Origin of the sequence: Arthrobacter sp. ISL-65, from assembly GCF_018613795.1 — a bacterium.
Taxonomy (GTDB): domain Bacteria; phylum Actinomycetota; class Actinomycetes; order Actinomycetales; family Micrococcaceae; genus Arthrobacter.
The window spans coordinates 34,045-50,300 of the sequence record NZ_JAGGPN010000019.1 but is presented as its reverse complement, the minus strand read 5'-3'; the positions used below and the strand labels follow the sequence as shown (position 1 = coordinate 50,300).

The 16,256-nt window shown below is 66.3% G+C and carries 14 protein-coding genes and 1 pseudogene; 12 read left to right on the top strand and 3 right to left on the bottom strand.

Features of this window, described 5'->3' with window-relative positions:
- Nucleotides 1–3: 3 nt before the first annotated feature.
- The 6 genes from J7I85_RS07865 (at nt 4) to treS (ending at nt 6,270) form a co-directional block, all read left to right on the top strand.
- A complete protein-coding gene (locus J7I85_RS07865; RefSeq protein WP_214849278.1) occupies nt 4–591 on the top strand; it encodes a tripartite tricarboxylate transporter TctB family protein in 588 nt (195 codons plus the stop codon).
- 9 nt (nt 592–600) lie between these two features.
- Nucleotides 601–2,133, top strand: coding sequence for a tripartite tricarboxylate transporter permease (locus J7I85_RS07860; protein ID WP_214849275.1), 1,533 nt, complete (start codon nt 601–603; stop codon nt 2,131–2,133).
- The gene (locus tag J7I85_RS07855) at nt 2,130–2,534 is read left to right on the top strand and encodes a universal stress protein (RefSeq protein ID WP_214849266.1); all 405 of its coding nucleotides are present in this window, start codon (nt 2,130–2,132) and stop codon (nt 2,532–2,534) included. Before J7I85_RS07860 ends, J7I85_RS07855 begins: the two co-directional genes overlap by 4 nt.
- Before the next feature lie 432 nt (nt 2,535–2,966).
- Nucleotides 2,967–3,242, top strand: a complete 276-nt coding sequence (locus J7I85_RS07850; protein WP_214849263.1) for a hypothetical protein — start codon at nt 2,967–2,969, stop codon at nt 3,240–3,242.
- A gap of 116 nt (nt 3,243–3,358) precedes the next feature.
- Entirely contained in the window at nt 3,359–3,682 is a 324-nt protein-coding gene (locus J7I85_RS07845; protein WP_214849260.1) for a hypothetical protein, read from the top strand.
- 368 nt (nt 3,683–4,050) lie between these two features.
- Nucleotides 4,051–6,270, top strand: coding sequence for a maltose alpha-D-glucosyltransferase (treS, locus tag J7I85_RS07840; RefSeq protein WP_251024068.1), 2,220 nt, complete (start codon nt 4,051–4,053; stop codon nt 6,268–6,270).
- Here treS and J7I85_RS07835 read toward each other — a convergent pair.
- Nucleotides 6,216–7,346 (bottom strand): LacI family DNA-binding transcriptional regulator, encoded by a 1,131-nt coding sequence (locus tag J7I85_RS07835; protein ID WP_214849246.1) that lies wholly within the window; start codon nt 7,344–7,346, stop codon nt 6,216–6,218. The two genes, treS and J7I85_RS07835, sit on opposite strands and share 55 nt — an antisense overlap.
- Nucleotides 7,347–7,523: 177 nt before the next feature.
- Between J7I85_RS07835 and J7I85_RS07830 the strand changes: the two genes are divergently transcribed.
- The 6 genes and pseudogenes from J7I85_RS07830 (at nt 7,524) to J7I85_RS07805 (ending at nt 14,808) form a co-directional block, all read left to right on the top strand.
- Nucleotides 7,524–8,396: an ABC transporter substrate-binding protein gene (locus J7I85_RS07830; protein WP_214849243.1), complete on the top strand. Its 873-nt coding sequence runs from the start codon at nt 7,524–7,526 to the stop codon at nt 8,394–8,396.
- A gap of 98 nt (nt 8,397–8,494) precedes the next feature.
- Nucleotides 8,495–9,283: an amino acid ABC transporter permease gene (locus J7I85_RS07825; RefSeq protein ID WP_214849240.1), complete on the top strand. Its 789-nt coding sequence runs from the start codon at nt 8,495–8,497 to the stop codon at nt 9,281–9,283.
- A pseudogene (locus J7I85_RS07820) lies at nt 9,280–10,069 on the top strand (amino acid ABC transporter ATP-binding protein). Before J7I85_RS07825 ends, J7I85_RS07820 begins: the two are co-directional and overlap by 4 nt.
- Complete coding sequence (locus J7I85_RS07815; protein ID WP_214849233.1) at nt 10,069–11,112, top strand: Gfo/Idh/MocA family oxidoreductase; 1,044 nt, start codon at nt 10,069–10,071, stop codon at nt 11,110–11,112. Before J7I85_RS07820 ends, J7I85_RS07815 begins: the two are co-directional and overlap by 1 nt.
- Nucleotides 11,113–11,168: 56 nt before the next feature.
- The gene (locus J7I85_RS07810) at nt 11,169–12,287 is read left to right on the top strand and encodes an FAD-binding oxidoreductase (protein WP_214849226.1); all 1,119 of its coding nucleotides are present in this window, start codon (nt 11,169–11,171) and stop codon (nt 12,285–12,287) included.
- Nucleotides 12,288–12,525: 238 nt separating this feature from the next.
- A complete protein-coding gene (locus tag J7I85_RS07805; protein ID WP_214849223.1) occupies nt 12,526–14,808 on the top strand; it encodes a bifunctional diguanylate cyclase/phosphodiesterase in 2,283 nt (760 codons plus the stop codon).
- 58 nt (nt 14,809–14,866) lie between these two features.
- Here J7I85_RS07805 and J7I85_RS07800 read toward each other — a convergent pair whose 3' ends face one another.
- Both J7I85_RS07800 and J7I85_RS07795 read right to left on the bottom strand, forming a co-directional pair.
- A complete protein-coding gene (locus J7I85_RS07800) occupies nt 14,867–15,451 on the bottom strand; it encodes a hypothetical protein (protein WP_214849219.1) in 585 nt (194 codons plus the stop codon).
- Nucleotides 15,452–15,523: 72 nt separating this feature from the next.
- Nucleotides 15,524–16,216, bottom strand: a complete 693-nt coding sequence (locus tag J7I85_RS07795) for a TetR/AcrR family transcriptional regulator (RefSeq protein ID WP_214849217.1) — start codon at nt 16,214–16,216, stop codon at nt 15,524–15,526.
- Nucleotides 16,217–16,256: the final 40 nt, after the last annotated feature.

Genomic DNA, 16,256 nt, shown 5'->3' with positions numbered 1-16,256 from the left:
CCTGTGCAGGCAGCAACACCTGTATCCGGCGGAGGGGACAGCTCCAACGCTGCTTCCTCCGCCGGGAACGGCACCCACGATCTTCCCGGCACCGATGTCGATGACTTGACGCCGGAACAGCTCGCAGCCCAGTGGGAGGAAGAAAAGCCCCCTGCTGCCGGCGCGCTGGCCAACGTGGGGTCCTCCCTCGTGGTCATCGGCGTCGGCGTCGGAGCCGTGGTCCTGTCCATTGCCATGGGCCTGGGCACTCCGTCCGCCCCCCAGCCGGGCCTGTGGCCGTTCATGATCAGCTGCGTCATGGTGGCCCTCGGGCTGTTCCAGCTGATCATGGGCCGGCACAACCGGGACGCGGAGAAGTTCACCCGCATGTCCACGGCCCCGCTGACCGGGCTGGTCACCCTGGCCGCCATGGTGGCCCTCATGCCGCTCTCCGGCTTCGAAGTGCCGGCGCTGGTGCTGTGCATCATCTGGATGCGCTTCCTCGGCGGCGAAACCTGGCGCTCCACGCTCGTGGTCAGCGCCGTCGTGGTGGCCGCCTTCTACGGCATCTTCGTGACGGCGCTCAACACTTCCATCCCCCACCTCTTCTAGGAGACCACCGTGGATTTCCTGAATCCCGTGATCAACGGATTTGCAGTCGTCCTGGAGCCAATGAACCTCCTGTACTGCCTGATCGGCGTCGTCATCGGCATGCTGATCGGTGTATTGCCCGGTCTGGGGCCCGCGGCAACCATCGCCATCCTGCTTCCGCTCACCTACAACGTAGAGCCCGTCACCGCCATCATCATGCTGGCCGGCATCTTCTACGGCGCCCAGTACGGCGGCACCATCACCTCGGTGCTCCTGCGCCTTCCCGGCGAGGCATCCTCGGTAGTCACTGTCTTCGACGGCTACCAAATGGCCAAGCAGGGACGGGCCGGAACGGCCCTGGGCCTGGCATCGATCGGTTCATTCATCGGCGGTACCGCGTCGATTATCGGGCTGACCTTCCTGGCCCCGATCGTGGCGAGCTTCGCGCTGGACTTCGGCCCCGCCGAGTACACCGCCCTGGCGCTGCTGGGCATCCTGCTGGTGGCCACCATCAGCAGCGGGTCAAAGACCAAGGCACTCATCGCCGCCGCCCTCGGCCTGCTGCTCGCCACTGTTGGCCGGGACATCTTCACCGGTGAAAACCGGTTCACCTTTGGCAGCCTGGAGCTCGCCGACGGCATCGACTTCGTGCCGATCGCCATGGGAATTTTCGGCCTCGGCGAGATCATGTACAACCTCGAAGAGCGGCACCGCGCGGCGAAGGCGCCCTCCGCCGTCGCAAACGTCTGGCCCTCCCGGGGCGACCTCAAGCAGGCGTCCGGTGCCATCGGACGCGGCTCGGTCCTCGGCTTCTTCCTGGGCATCCTGCCCGGCGGCGGAGCCACCATTGCCTCGATGGCCTCCTACGCCATGGAGAAGAAGCGGGCCAAGCAGCCCGAGCGCTTCGGCAAGGGCGCGCCGGAAGGCGTGGCCGGGCCGGAAACCGCCAACAACGCGGCGGCGACGTCCTCGTTCATTCCGCTGCTGACCCTCGGCATCCCGGCCAACGCCACTATGGCACTGATGTTCGGCGCGCTGCTCATCCAGGGCGTTACGCCCGGGCCGCAGCTCGTGGAGCAGGACCCGGGACTGTTCTGGGGCGTGGTGAACTCGATGTACATCGGCAACATCCTGCTGCTGATCATGAGCCTGCCGCTGGTGGGGATCTTCGTGAAGATCCTCCGCGTACGCGCCGCCATCCTGGCGCCCATCACAGCTCTGATCACCCTGCTCGGCGCGTACACGATCAACAACAGCATGTTCGATGTAACGCTCGTGGTGGTCTTCGGGATCGTGGGCTACCTGATGAAGAAGTTCGGCTTCGAACCGGGTCCGCTGGTGCTGGCATTCGTGCTGGGTTCACTGCTGGAAAGCTCCCTGCGTCGGGCCCTGCTGGTGTTCGGCGGCGACCCGCTGGGCTTCTTCGGCCGGCCAATCTCCGCCACGCTCCTTATCGTGTTCGTCCTCGTGGCCGCGCTGCCGGGCATCCGCTCGGCACTGGCCAAGCGCAAGGCCACCGTCCCTGCGCGAACCGCCGCCACAGAAATCAAGGAGAAGGTATGAGCATCATCGTTGGATTCGTCCCCACCCCGGCGGGGGAGGCGGCCCTCGCGGCCGGCATTGCGGAGGCCCGCCTTCGCAACCAGGACCTGGTGATCGTTAACTCCGCCCGTGAAGGCGCCCTGGTGGACAAGTCTGTGGCACCGGACGATGTCCTGGCCAAGGCCTCCAGGCAGGCAGCGGACGCAGGCGTCACGGCCCGGGTGATCCAGCCGCCCTACCAGCATGACCTGGCGGATGAGTTCCTCGATGTCGCCCGGGAGGAAAATGCCTCCCTGATTGTCATCGGGCTGCGACACCGCACGCAGGTGGGCAAGTTCATCCTCGGCAGCCACGCACAGCGCATCCTCATGCAGGCTGACCGTCCCGTTTTGGCCGTGAAGGCCGACGGCGGCCAGTTTTAGAACTCGAAGCACCGCTTGGTAAGAGGCGGGCCGGGCTCCCGTTCAGGATCCCGGCACGCCTCAAACCCCCTGGAGCCCGTCCCCGACTGGTGCAAGCTTTCGCGTGCGGACGAGGTGACCGTATGCCGCGACCGGCAGAAGGTGGCCGCCGGTCGCGTTGACATGGTGGCCCTGGACGGCAGCGTTTTCTGGATCCTCCAGGAGGAGGGAAAGGGCCGAGCCGTGGTCCACCAAAAGGACGGGCTGACGGTCTTCCGAAAAGCCGGCAAGGCCTGCCGTCTCCGGCATTACGGGAACTAGCTCGCCACCCCGCGGCCAGCATCACCCTGCCGTGACGTCGGACTCTTAAACCCGCCTGAAGGAATAGCCGCGACCGAAAAGACCTTCCTTTAAGTGGGCGCCGACAATCGGCTGCCTCGTGAAAGGACATCTTTGCCTACCGCCTTCATCCCGTTCACCATGTGCGCCACGGTCCGCGACGACCACACTCGCTCCTTCCGCACCGACTTGGAACGCCTCACTTCCACCCACCGTGGCTGGGTGCCGTTGGACATGGTCAAGTCCACCAATTCCAAGGCTCTCCTCCGCGGGGCGATCCCGCAGAGCGCTCATACTGCCACCGACGCGAGTCTTGCCCGTTACCTCCAGACCCGCCTTGCCGCCGACACTGACATCCATCTGGACCTCACGGTGAGCATCCAGCGGTAAGCGACTTTCGCGCAGCCCCGGACCTTTGGGTCCGGGGCCTTCTGTGCAGCGACACGAACGTTCCGGCAGGCATAAGCTAATACCAGAAGGTCGCTTCCAGCACCGGGGAGCTCATCGTGGACACTGAAACCGCCGACGTGATCGGTCATGACGTCACCACCATCACCTGTGTCTGCGGCAACACCGTCAGCAAGGACGGACTGATACAGGCAAACTCACAAGGCGTTCCCGTTTACGTCGGAGGAAACACCTCCATACCCGTGGAGTTGGCGCAATGGCCTGCTGATGAGGACCTTTACACGCTCTGTCCCTCATGCGGCCGCGTGTACCGTGACGCGACAATCGAAGAGACAGGGACCGCGCCCGTTGCTTTCCGGGTGGACGTCACCGTTAGTCCGATTGCAGAGGCAATCCGAGCCCACTGGGACCTCAGCACGTAGGCCCGGCTGGCCCTGCTCGACCCGGTGACGAGGGAGCAGCGGGGGGACGGTGAGACAACCGGCTGAAAGAACCGCTGACGGCAATAGTCGATATTCCTGCGGCCCTCGGCATAGGGTGGGCGAAGCGGACAAGCGTGAATACTCTCGACATGCCGGGGTACGGAAACACTTGAGAACACCCCGGGGGTGCCACGCAGCAACCACCGATAAAGGAGCAGTCTGTGCGGGAAGCAAGCTTCAACCAGAGCGTTTCAGCAGCCGACGAGTTTGACGGCGAGAGCAACGGATTCGGACCCGAGGCAGGAGCGGTCCCAGCCGACGAAGCGGCTCCGGCTGACTCAGCAGCCGAGGCGGCCGAAGCGCCGGAATTGGCCGAAGCAGCCGAAGCGCCGGAAGTGACTGAGGCGGTCGACATCACCTACGACGAGCAGTTCTATCCCGCCCGTCCCAAGGCGCTGAGGCCGATTGCCCGCCGCCGGCAGTTCTTCGCCGACCGCCCCTCGCTGGAATTCGACGGGCGCAACGCGGCCTATGTTGAGTGGCTGCGCAACCAGGCGATGCTGGGCGACGCTAACGTCATGGCGCGGCAGCTCTCAGGGCAGGCCAGCATGTGGCAGAACTCGTATGCCCATCCCAACCCGCGGGCGGCCGTGGAACGCGCCCCCGTCTGGTTTACCGCCTACCCCCTGTCCTTCATCACCCGCCCGGGCCAGTCCTTCCTCTCGGCTTTGGGAGATCCTGAGTTGTGGGATGCTTTCCGCGAGATCGGGATCAGGGGGCTGCACACCGGTCCGGTCAAGCTCGCCGGCGGCATCAGCGGCTGGTCCCAGACACCGAGCGTGGACGGGCACTTCGACCGCATCAGCATGGCGATCGACCCGGTATTCGGCACCGAGGACGAATTCCGCAAGATGTGCGAGGTCGCGGCCGACCATGACGGCACGGTGATCGATGACATCGTTCCCGGCCACACGGGCAAGGGGGCCGACTTCCGCCTGGCCGAGATGAACTTCCGGGACTACCCCGGCATTTACCACATGATCGACATCCCGGAAGAGGACTGGCACCTGCTGCCGGACGTTCCCGAAGGCGAAGACTCGGTCAACCTCAGCCCCGACGCGGAGCAGGCACTGCAGAAGGCCGGGTACATCATCGGCCGGCTGCAGCGCGTGATCTTCTATGAGCCCGGGGTCAAGGAGACCAACTGGAGCGCCACCCGCCCGATCGTGGACACGGCCGGGAAAACCAGGCGCTGGGTCTACCTCCACTACTTCAAGGCCGGCCAGCCGTCCATCAACTGGCTGGACCCGACCTTCGCGGGCATGCGGCTCGTGGTCGGTGACGCGCTGCACTCGCTGCTCGACCTGGGCACGGGTGCGTTGCGGCTGGACGCGAACGGGTTCCTGGGCGTGGAGAAGAGCGCAGAGGAGCAGCCGGGCTGGTCCGAGGGGCACCCGCTGTCCGAGGCGGCAAACCAGCTGATCGGGTCTATGATCCGCAAGGTGGGCGGGTTCTCCTTCCAGGAACTCAACCTGACCATCGACGACATCAAAGCCACCTCGGAGGCGGGCCCCGACCTTTCCTACGACTTCGTCACCAGGCCGGCCTACCACTACGCGCTGGTGACTGCCGATACGGAATTCCTGCGCCTGACCCTGCGGCTGGCCATGGAAATCGGCGTGGACCAGGCATCACTGGTCCATGCCCTGCAGAACCACGACGAACTGACCTACGAACTGGTCCATTTTGCCGCCGGCCACAGGGACGATGTCTTCGAACTCAACGGCCAGGAGCTCACCGGCGCCGAACTGGCAGAGCACGTTCAGCAAACCCTCCGGGAACGGCTGACGGGCCCGAACGCTCCGTACAATGCGTTGTTCACCACCAACGGCATCGCCTGCACGACGGCAAGCGTCATCATGGCCGCCCTGGGCATCCAGGACCCCGAGAACCTGACCGACGAACAGCGGGCCCAGATCCTTGACGTCCATATTCTGCTGTCCATGTACAACGCGCTACAGCCTGGCGTCTTTGCCCTGTCCGGCTGGGACCTCACCGGCATAGTCACCCTTGACCGTCAGAAAGTGCGGGAGCTTACCGCGCAGGGCGACACCCGCTGGATCAACCGGGGCGCACACGACATCATGGGCACCAGCCCCGAGGCGGAGGCCTCCTCCTCCGGCATGCCGCGTGCCCGCAGCCTCTACGGCCCGTTGCCAGAACAGCTCAAGGATCCGGCGTCCTTCGCCCGGCGCCTGCAGAAGATCCTCGCCGTGCGGGAACAGGCCGGAATTGCCACCAGCGCCCTGCTGGATGTGCCGGAAGTTTCCCACCGCGGTCTGCTTGTCCTGGTAAACCGGCTCGGGGACGGGGACCTGCAGGCCACCGTGCTGAACTTCTCCGGACAGGACATTGCGGGCAGCATCCAGTCCGCCCACCTTGTCCCCGGCGCCAGCGTCCACGACCTCTTCAGCGGCGAGGCCGTGGGGCAGGTCGACGACCTGCACAGCTTCTTCCTGGAGCTGGGCGCCTATCAGGGCACGGCACTGGTCCTGAAGGAAGGCGAGAAGGACGACGACGCCGAGTGAGCCGGCTTTGAGTCCGGAAGCGGACCCACTGAGCCCCGGCGGACCAGGGTTGCACTGAACTCCGGTGCCGGAGCCAATGGCGGGCGGCCCTCGATCTGCCTGATCAGGGCGCCCGCTGCCGCGGCCCCCATGTCGTAGACGGGTTGCGCCACCACCGTCAGCGGCGGTGTGGTAAGGCGGGTCCAGGCGAAGTCGTCGTACATCAGGAACGACACGTCGTCCGGGATTCGTAGTCCCAACTCCTGAATGGCTTCCACCACGCTGAGGGCAATCAGGCCGTCGGAAGCCACGACGGCGGTGGCCGGGTCAGCACCCAGCAGCACCTCGCGAGTGAGGTTACGGACGGAGCCGGCATCGCCGGCGTTGAGCCGCACGAGGTCCTCCGGGAACTTGGACCCCGCGTCAGCAAAGGCCCGCCGCATCCCTTCCAGGCGGTCCGAGATCTGCGATGAATCCAGCCGCATTTCCGGCGAATACCTAGCGCCGGTGCGCAGCGTCGAGATGAAGGCGACCCTCCGGTGCCCGGCGTCGAGAAGATAGCGGGTGGATTCGTACGAGATGGCAGCCATGTCGACCGCGACCGTCTCCACCGCCAGGCCGTCAGCCGAGCGGTCCAGCAGCACCAGCGGGCGGCCGGATTCCTGTACCCGCCGCAGGTGCTGCGTTTCCACCGACGACGCCGGCGCGACGATCAGGCCGTCGACCCTCTTGTCGAGCAGCACGCGGACAGCGTCGACTTCCGCCGCGGTGTTCTCGTCCGTGTTGACCAGGATGACGTTGAACCCGCTCTTCTTGGCGGTGTCCGTGATCCCCCTGGTGGCCAAGCCGAAATGCGGGTTCTCGATGTCGCCCACCACCACGCCTATGGTGTGCGATTTCCCGGTATTCATGCTGCGGGCCAGCTCATTGGGCCGGTACTCAAGCTCTTCCGCCGCGGCGAGAACCCGCTCACGGACGTCTTCACTGACGGCCCCGTAATTACCCAAGGCACGGGCGGCCTGGGCCTTGGACACCTGGGCAGCTTTTGCGACGTCGGCAACTGTTACGTCCCGCCGTCTTGCTCCGTCACTGCTCATGTTCACCTTCCAGAGGGGCTGTTGACGCAGCGTGTGAGTTCCGCTACATTTCTAGCAATCGATGTGAGTCCGGTCTCAATCGTAAGGACTGAGACCGGACTCAGCAAGAGCTTCATCGACCAAATCCTTCGGCGGCCCCTGACAGCACCGCTTTCCCTCCCACGATTGGACAACGCTGTGATCAAACTGAACTTCCGCCCGGCAGCGGTGGCTGCCGCAGCCCTGGCGGCCATTCTCGCCCTCTCGGGCTGCGGCGGGTCATCCTCCGCAACCTCAAGCCCGGCCGAGAACCCGTACGGACTGATCGAACCGGGCACCATCCGGGTGGCAAGCCTGGGCGACTCAAAGCCGTACACTTTCACCGACGCGCAGGGCAACTTCACCGGCTTCGACGTCGAACTGTTCAAGGACGTGGCACACCGCGCCGGCGTAGACAAAGTGGTCTTCACCGGTCAGGACTTCTCCGGTCTGCTCTCCGCCGTGGCCAACGGCCAGTTCGACGTCGGCGTGGCCGCCATTGGTATCACCGACAAGCGGAAGGAAACCGTCGACTTTTCCAGCGGCTACCTCGCCGGCTACCTGACCGTCATCACCACCAAGAACTCGGGCATCAAGGATGTCGACGGCCTCAACGGAAAGCGCCTGGGCGTGGTCCAGGGAACGCTTCAGGAAGCTTACGCCGTGAGGAACTTCACGTCTGCCAGCCTGGTGCGCTTCCCGGACAACAACACCGCCATCGCCGCCGTCAACAGCGGCTCGGTGGACGCCCACTTCCTCGACTACGAGGCTGCCAAGGCCTACCAGGAGCAGTACGGCCTGATCAGCGCGGCGGACATCCCGTCCTTCGACGCCCCCGCCGGCTTCGCCATCGCCAAGGACAAGCCCGCCTTCAAGGAGGCCCTGGACAAGGGCCTCGCCGCAGCGATGGAAGACGGAACCTGGAAGAAGCTCTACCAGAAGTGGTTCCCGGGCTCCCCGATGCCGGAACAGTACCTGCCCAAGGCCGAGCAGACCGCCACCCCGACCCCGGCCCCGACCGCAAGCAAGTAACCGGCAGCCGGACCGGCACAGCGCCGTTCCCGCCGGGCGGGCTGCTCCCGCAGCCCGCCCGGCACCCGAATCAAACAACTAACGTCTGAGAGCAATCAATGGACTGGCTCAACATCATCGGCCGTACCTTCTTCGACTTTGAAGCAATGCTCGAGGTGCTGCCCCAACTCCTCGGGGTTGGCCTTCTGAACACACTGATCATCTCCGCCGCCGCCACTATCCTTGGCGTGGTGCTGGGCATGGTGGTGGCGGTCATGGGCATCTCGAGGTCCCGCTGGCTGCGCATTCCGGCCCGGATCTATACCGACCTCTTCCGCGGCCTGCCGGCCATCCTCACTATCCTGCTGATCGGCCAGGGCTTCGCCCGCTTCAGCCAGTCGATCTTCGGGCCCTCGCCATACCCGCTGGGAATCATCGCGCTGAGCCTCATCGCCAGCGCCTACATCGGCGAAATCTTCCGGGCCGGCATCCTCAGCGTGGACAAGGGCCAGGGCGAGGCCTGCCGCGCCCTGGGCATGAGCTACGCCAAGTCGATGGCCCTGGTGGTGGTCCCGCAGGGCGTCCGCCGCGTCCTGCCGGCCCTGGTCAACCAGTTCATCGCCATCGTCAAGGACTCCTCCCTGGTCTACTTCCTCGGCCTGCTGGTCAGCGAACGCGAACTGTTCCGCGTGGGCCAGGACGCCGCCGTGCTCTCCGGTAACCTCTCACCCCTGGTCATGGCCGGCATCTTCTACCTGGTGATCACCGTGCCCCTGACCCACCTGGTCAACTACTTCGACAACAGGTTCCGCACCGGCCGCCGCCGGCCCGCCGCGCCCACGTCCGGCCTGAAGGAAGTCACCGAACTCGACGCGGCCTCGCCGCTCACCACCGGGAGCAACACATGAACCTCACAAGCGCCAACACCAGCACCAGCGCCGGCAAGGCCGCCCCGGACATCGAGACGTTCCACGGCTCCAGCCTGGAGCTGCGGAACCTAACCATGGCCTACGGCGACATCGAGGTGCTCCGCAACGTCAGCCTCAGTGTCGCCCCCGGGACCACCACCTGCATCATCGGGCCCTCCGGCTCGGGCAAGTCCACGCTGCTGCGCGGCGTTAACCGGCTGCACGAACCCAAGAGCGGCGACGTGCTGCTGGCCGGCGAAAGTGCCCTGCAGGTCAAGCCGGACATCCTGCGCGCCCGGATCGGCATGGTGTTCCAGCACTTCAACCTCTTCCCGGACCACACCGCACTGGAAAACGTGGCGCTGGCCCTCTGGAGCGTCAAGGGCATGCCCAAGGCCGAGGCCACCGAACGCGCACGCCGCCGGCTGGCTGAGGTGGGCCTGGCCGAGCGCGCAGACCACCGGCCCCGCGACCTCTCCGGCGGCCAGCAGCAGCGCGTGGCCATCGCCCGTGCGTTGGCCATGGAACCGGAGGTAATGCTCTTCGACGAAGCCACCAGTGCCCTGGACCCGGAGCTGGTCAAGGGCGTCCTGAACCTGATGGCCGGGCTCGGCCGGCGCGGCATGACCATGCTGGTAGTCACCCATGAGATGGGTTTCGCCCGCAAGGTCGCTGACCAGGTGGTCTTCATGGACGAAGGCGAAGTCGTGGAGGCCGGAACCCCGGCCGAACTATTCGACAACCCGCAGCGAACGCCTGCAGCGCTTCCTCTCGGAGGTGCTGTGATGCGGAACGGTACAGCGGCACCCGTCCGGACCGCCGTCGTGGGTTTTGGAATCTCCGGCAAGGTTTTCCACGCCCCGCTGCTCGCGGCGGATCCGCATTACTCGCTGGACGTGATCGTGACGGCGGATCCGGCGCGTGCCGCTGAGGCGGCCCGGCTTTACCCGCAGGCGCGGATCGTTCCGACGCCGGAGGCGATGTTCGCCCAGGCCGGCGACCTGGATCTGGTGGTCCTGGGCACTCCGCCGCACACCCATTTCGACCTGGCTGCCACAGCCATTGCCCACGGCCTCCACGTGGTGGTGGACAAGCCCTTCGTGCCCACCTCCGCCCAGGGGGCGGAACTGATCGCCTTGGCGTCCGACGGCGGGGTGCAGCTCACGGTGTTCCAGAACCGACGGTGGGACGCCGACTTCCTGACCCTGCAGAAGCTGCTTCGATCGGAGGCTGTGGGCGAGGTGCGCACCTTCGAATCACGGTTCGAATGGTGGCGTCCGGAGGGCTTTGGAAACTGGCGCGACAGCGTCTCGCTTGCCCAGGGTGGCGGAATCCTCCACGACCTCGGCGCGCACCTGATCGACCAGGCCATCCAGCTGTTCGGCCCGGTTGAAAAGAGCTACGGCGAGACCGCCAATCGCGGATCCGATCCAGGAGCCGCCGACACGGAAGCCTTTGTCTCCCTGCTCCACGAGTCGGGCGTCCGCACCAGGCTGTGGATGAACGGGATGGCGGCCCAGGTGGGCCCCCGCTTCCACGTCCTCGGCTCCGAAGCCGGCTACACGAAGTGGGGCCTGGACGGCCAGGAGCCCGCGCTCGCGGCCGGCGTGATGCCGTCGGATCCCGCCTACGGCATCGATCCCCAGGAGTCTTGGGGGCTTTTGGGTGTGGACGGGGGCGCCGATCCTGTTCCCGCAGAGCGGGGCGCGTACCCCGAGTTCTACGTTCAGCTCGCCGCCGCCCTCCGAGGGGAGGGGCCGGTGCCCGTCGATCCGTCAGAGCCGCTCGAAGTCCTCAAAGTCATCGAGGGTATCCACGCGCTGGCCTGAGCCTTAGCGCCGCGTCGCTATCAACCGTGTCCAAAATGCATAGAAAGGGAGAACTCATGTCCTCCACCGCCACCAAGCACGTCGCCGTCATCGGCGGCGGCATCCTGGGTGTCTCCACAGCTGTCCACCTGCTCCGCGAAGGCGCCTCCGTGACGCTGCTGACCGAACGGGGCCTGGCCAGCGAAGCCACCGGCCGTTCGCTCTCCTGGCTCAACTCCGCCGGTGAACGGTCCACGCCCTACCACCAGCTCCGCCTCGCCGGCGTGGACCGGTACCGGACGCTCTTCGCTGCCGATCCCAGCCGGGAGTGGCTGCAGTTCGGCGGCGGGCTGATGTGGAACGCCGCCGGGCAGCGGGAGATCACTGAGGCCCGCCACGCCTACGAGAAGTCCATCGGCTACGACTCGAAGCTGCTGGCACCGGAAGGCATTGCGGCGTTCACGCCCGCCATCGATGCGGGTGCTGTTCCTGAAAACGCCATCTTCAACCCGGGTGAGGGCTGGGTCAGCCTGCCGGACCTGGTGGACTTCCTCATGGAGGAGTTCCACGAGCGCGGCGGCCGGCTGGTGCTGAACGCCGGCAGGTCCTCCGTGGTGGTCGACGGCGGCCGGGCGGTGGGCGTCGAAACAGCGGCTGGCGAGACGTACGACGCCGACGCGGTACTGGTGGCATGCGGGGCGGCGACGCCCGCCGTCGTCGCACCCCTGGGCGTTGAAATCCCCAACGGTTCCCCGGTGTCCATGCTGGTGCTGACCAAGCCGGTGGAGCACGATGTGCGGGCCGTGATGAACACGCCGCGGGCCGCCGTGCGCCCCAACCCGGGCGGCACCTTTGCCCTGGACCACGACTGGTACGAGGAGCACATCACGGAGCACGGGGACGGTTCGTTCAGCATCCCGGACGACGTGGTCCAGGAACTCGCCGACGAGGCCTCCAGGCTCATTGCCGGCAACCCTGAGCTGAAGCCCGCGAGCTGGAAGATCGGCTACAAGCCCATCCCGGGCGACGGCGAGCCGGTGCTGGGCGAACTTGGCCAGGTGCCCGGCTGCTTCGTGGCGTTCACCCACTCCGGAGCCACCTTGGGGCTCGTTGTCGGCGAACTCCTTGCCGGCGAGATCCTGAGCGGCTGCAGGCACGCCATGTTGTCCACGTTCCGTCCGGCCCGGTTTTCCTGACAGCCATGTTTTCCTGAAATGGGGAAGCGGAAGCCCCGCACCGTCCGTGAAAGGGCGGTGCGGGGCTTCTTTGGCGAATCCCCCGGGTGTCTGGGGTCCCGGGGTGCTTCCCTAAAGCTACCGGCCGGTAACCAGAAGTCAAGAGGCGGTCACAATCTCAGGACGGCTATCGGATGAACCCTGCCCGTGCCGTACGATACGAGTCACATGCGGTTGCTTTGTACACGCTGGGGGGCGGATGAAAACAGGCGTGATTCCAAGCGGCCATACACTGGGCCGCGGGAAGGGTACGCGGCGCACCCTGTTGTGGCTCATGTGGGTGTTGCTGGGCCTGTATCTGGGTGGCTTGCTGCTGGACCGGGACGGGTTCAGCCCGCTTGTGAACGTCTGGATCGGGGTGCCAGCGGCGTGGGCGCCCGCGGCTGTGGCCTGGCTGGCGGCCTACCGGGCCAAGGACCACTGGGCACTCGCCCTGGTGGCCATGGCGTTGTCTGCGTTTGCAGCGGGGAGCACCTACTACGTGGCCGCGCTCGCGGGGGCCAGATCGCTGCCCTTCCCGTCGCCTGCGGATACCGGTTACCTGCTGTTCTACCCGCTCGCACTTGGCGGATTGTTCGTCTATTTGCTCCCGCTGCGCCAGCGGCTGGCGCGCTCCGTGCTGCTGGACGCCGTCGTCGGCTCACTCGGTGCCGCCACCGTCCTGGTGGTTCTGCTCAGCCCGCTGCTGTCGGCCGCCGGCGGGTTTTCCTCACTGGCTACAGCCGTGGCGGTCGCCTACCCTCTCCTGGATCTCATCGTTCTGGCCGTGACCGCCGGAATGGCGGCAGTACCGGGCCTTGCCACGGGCCGTAGCGGGGCAACTCTGATGCTGGGGCTCATGGTGTTCGCCGCCGCTGACGTTGTCTACGCCTCCAGGCTGGCCACCGACACCTACGTCCTCGGCACGCCGCTGGATGCCGGCTGGACAGCGGGTTTGTGCCTCATTGCAGCCTGGGCGGACGGGTTCGCCCGGCAGGAGGAGAAAGCCGAGGGTGCCAGTGAAGGCTCATGGACGCCGGCCGTTCCGATGGTTGCCACCGCCGCCGGACTCGGGGTCCTGATCGTGGGCACCGGGATCCCGGTGCCGGAACTCGCCGTGGGGCTTGCTGCGGCCACCTTGGTGTCAGCGGGCATCCGGACCCAGTTGGCCTTCCGCCAGCTGGTCACCCTCGCCGAGGTGCGCCGGCAGGCCAGGACGGATGAGCTAACGGGGCTGCCGAACCGGCGGGCGCTGTACACCGACGCCCCTGCCGTGCTCGACGCCCGGCAGGGTGCACCGTGCGCCTTCCTCCTGCTGGACGCGGACAGATTCAAGGAAATCAACGACAGCCTGGGCCACGACGTCGGGGACCGGCTGCTGGTCCAGGTTAGCGAACGGCTCCGCCGGTGCCTGGGCCCCGGTGACCTGATAGCCCGGCTGGGCGGGGACGAATTCGCCATCCTTCTCCTTGATGCCGGCGAGCACGAGGCCCTGCAGCTCGCCGACCGGCTCCGGGCTGCCCTGAGTGAGCCCCTCACACTGAGGGGCATTGCCCTTCAGGTCGGTGTCAGCGTCGGCATCGCCCTGTTCCCGGAACAGGGGGAGGACCTGAAGACTCTGCTGCGCAAGGCGGACACGGCCATGTACCGGGCCAAAACGTCGCGCAGTGGCAGCCACGTGTACGCCAGCGAGGACCACAGTCCCGGGGAAGAGCGGCTGAGGATGCTCCAGGAGCTTCGCGCCGCGCTCATCGAGGACCAGCTCGTGCTGCATTACCAACCCAAGGTGGACGCGCTCACCGGGGAAACTAAGGGCGTGGAGGCATTGGTCCGCTGGAACCACCCCCGGCACGGACTGCTGGCCCCCGGTTCGTTTCTTCTGCTGGCGGAGGAGGGCGGGCTCATGAACGCCCTGAATGACCGCGTGCTCACCCTGGCCCTGGACCAGGCAGCCATCTGGCATTCGCAGGGCAGGCCAATGACCGTGGCTGCAAACCTCTCGGCCAGCTCACTCATCGACGCAGAGCTGCCGGACCGGATTGCCGCCATGATCAAGGAGCGGGGCCTCGCGGAGTCGGCGCTGATGGTCGAGATCACCGAGGATTTCATGATGCCAGACCGGGTCCGAGCCAGGGATATCCTGTCCGGGTTGCAGTCCCGCGGCATACGGGTGGCCATTGACGACTTCGGCACGGGCTACAGCTCGCTGGCCTACCTCCGGGACCTGCCCATCAACGAGCTGAAGCTTGACCGCTCCTTCATCGTTTCGATCACCGAGGACCCGCGGGCTGCGGCCCTGGTGGCCTCAACCATCAACCTCGCGCACAGCCTTGGCCTGACAGTGGTCGCCGAAGGGGTGGAGGACGGAGGTGCACTGGACCAGCTGGGCAGTTACGGCTGCGACCAGGCGCAGGGGTTCCATATCCTTCGCCCGGTACCTGCCGCCGAGCTGGACGACTGGTTCACCGTGTCTGCGCTGGACAGCGGGCTGCCCTCGGCGTGACCCGCTCAGGCGGCCGTTGGTGCGGTGCGGTGGTGCGTGCGCCGTAGCCCGCATGTTGTCAGCCCAGGATTTTCTTGTGCACGAACACGAGGTAGTCGCCGGTAGCGTCCTCGAACCCGAAGTCCTTCCAGTACGCCCGCAGCGCCGCTTTGGCCTCCTCATGCGCCGGCGAGTCGGCCGGCGGGGACCCGCCGCCGTCCGCCGGCGCGGCATGGACCACCACCAGACTCACGGACCGGCCCACGGTTTCGATGATGGCGTTCAGCACCGAGTAGCCGGTCCTCCCGCCGCGGTACTCCGGGAAGATCTCGAGCGAGGAGACGATCATCAGGTCCCCGCCGTCCTGCAGGTACTCCCTGATCAGGTCCGGGCGGCCCATGGTGAGCATTTCAACGGCCTTGGCCATCTCCTGGTCCGCTTTGCCGGTGGTGAGGACGAGGTTGATCATGCCGGCTTTGGGAACAACCTGGACGACGGCGCTCCCGAGCTGCCGCTCCTCGTCACCGCCGGGAGTGGGACTTGGACAGCTCACCGCGACTTCCCAGCGCAGCGGATAGTCCGAGGGCTCATGCTCCAGTCCGGGCGTGCCGCGGTACCGGAGCTTGTACTCGAAGAACAGCGATTCCGGGTCGATTACGGTCATGGCGCCGTCCTTGAGCTCGCAACGTTGCGTATTAAGGAATTTTAGTCGCCTTGGACGGTGTGAGAAATGGGATCAGCCCCGCAGGCCGCCCAGCCCGCTGATCAGTGCCTCAAGGCCAAGGCTGAAGGCGACGTCGGCCGGCCGTTCATGCCCCTGCTCGGCCAGGCTCCGGACGGCACCCGTGAAACTGGGTGTCGCCTCCGCCATGGTGCCGGGATCAAAGATGTCCGCCGGCGCCGTGACGTCGTAGGCCGAGCCGAAGATGAAGGATTCCAGCGCGACGATGGAGGAGACGATCCGCTCCTCGGGAAAACCGGCGTCGCGGAAGCCGCCGCTGACCGTTTCATACATGGCCAGGGTCTGCGGAGCATCGGTCACGGGCAGCACGGCAATGACCGGAATCAGCGGGGTGTGCTGGGAGAACACGTCGCGGTAGCTCCAGGCCCACGTCCGGACGGCATCCTCCCACGGGCCGGCACCGAACGCCGAGACGTCCACGAGGGAGGCGAGATGGTCCTCCAGCAGCAGGAGCACGTCCCGCTTGGATTTCACATGGTTGTAAAGGGCCGACGGCGCGACGTTCAGCGAGCGGGCCAGTGCGGCCATGGTCAGGCCGTCGTAACCCTTCTTCTCGATCAGCCGCAGCGCGGCTTCCGTGATGCCGGCCTTGTCCAGCACGCCTCCCACAGGGCGTCCGGCGCGGCGCCGGCTGCCCTGACCGGCTGCGGCTGAACCGGCTGTTGCTACGGCTGGTGATGCCGGCATGGCTGACCTTTCTGCGGGTGAACGTCCTTCGCATTATTCC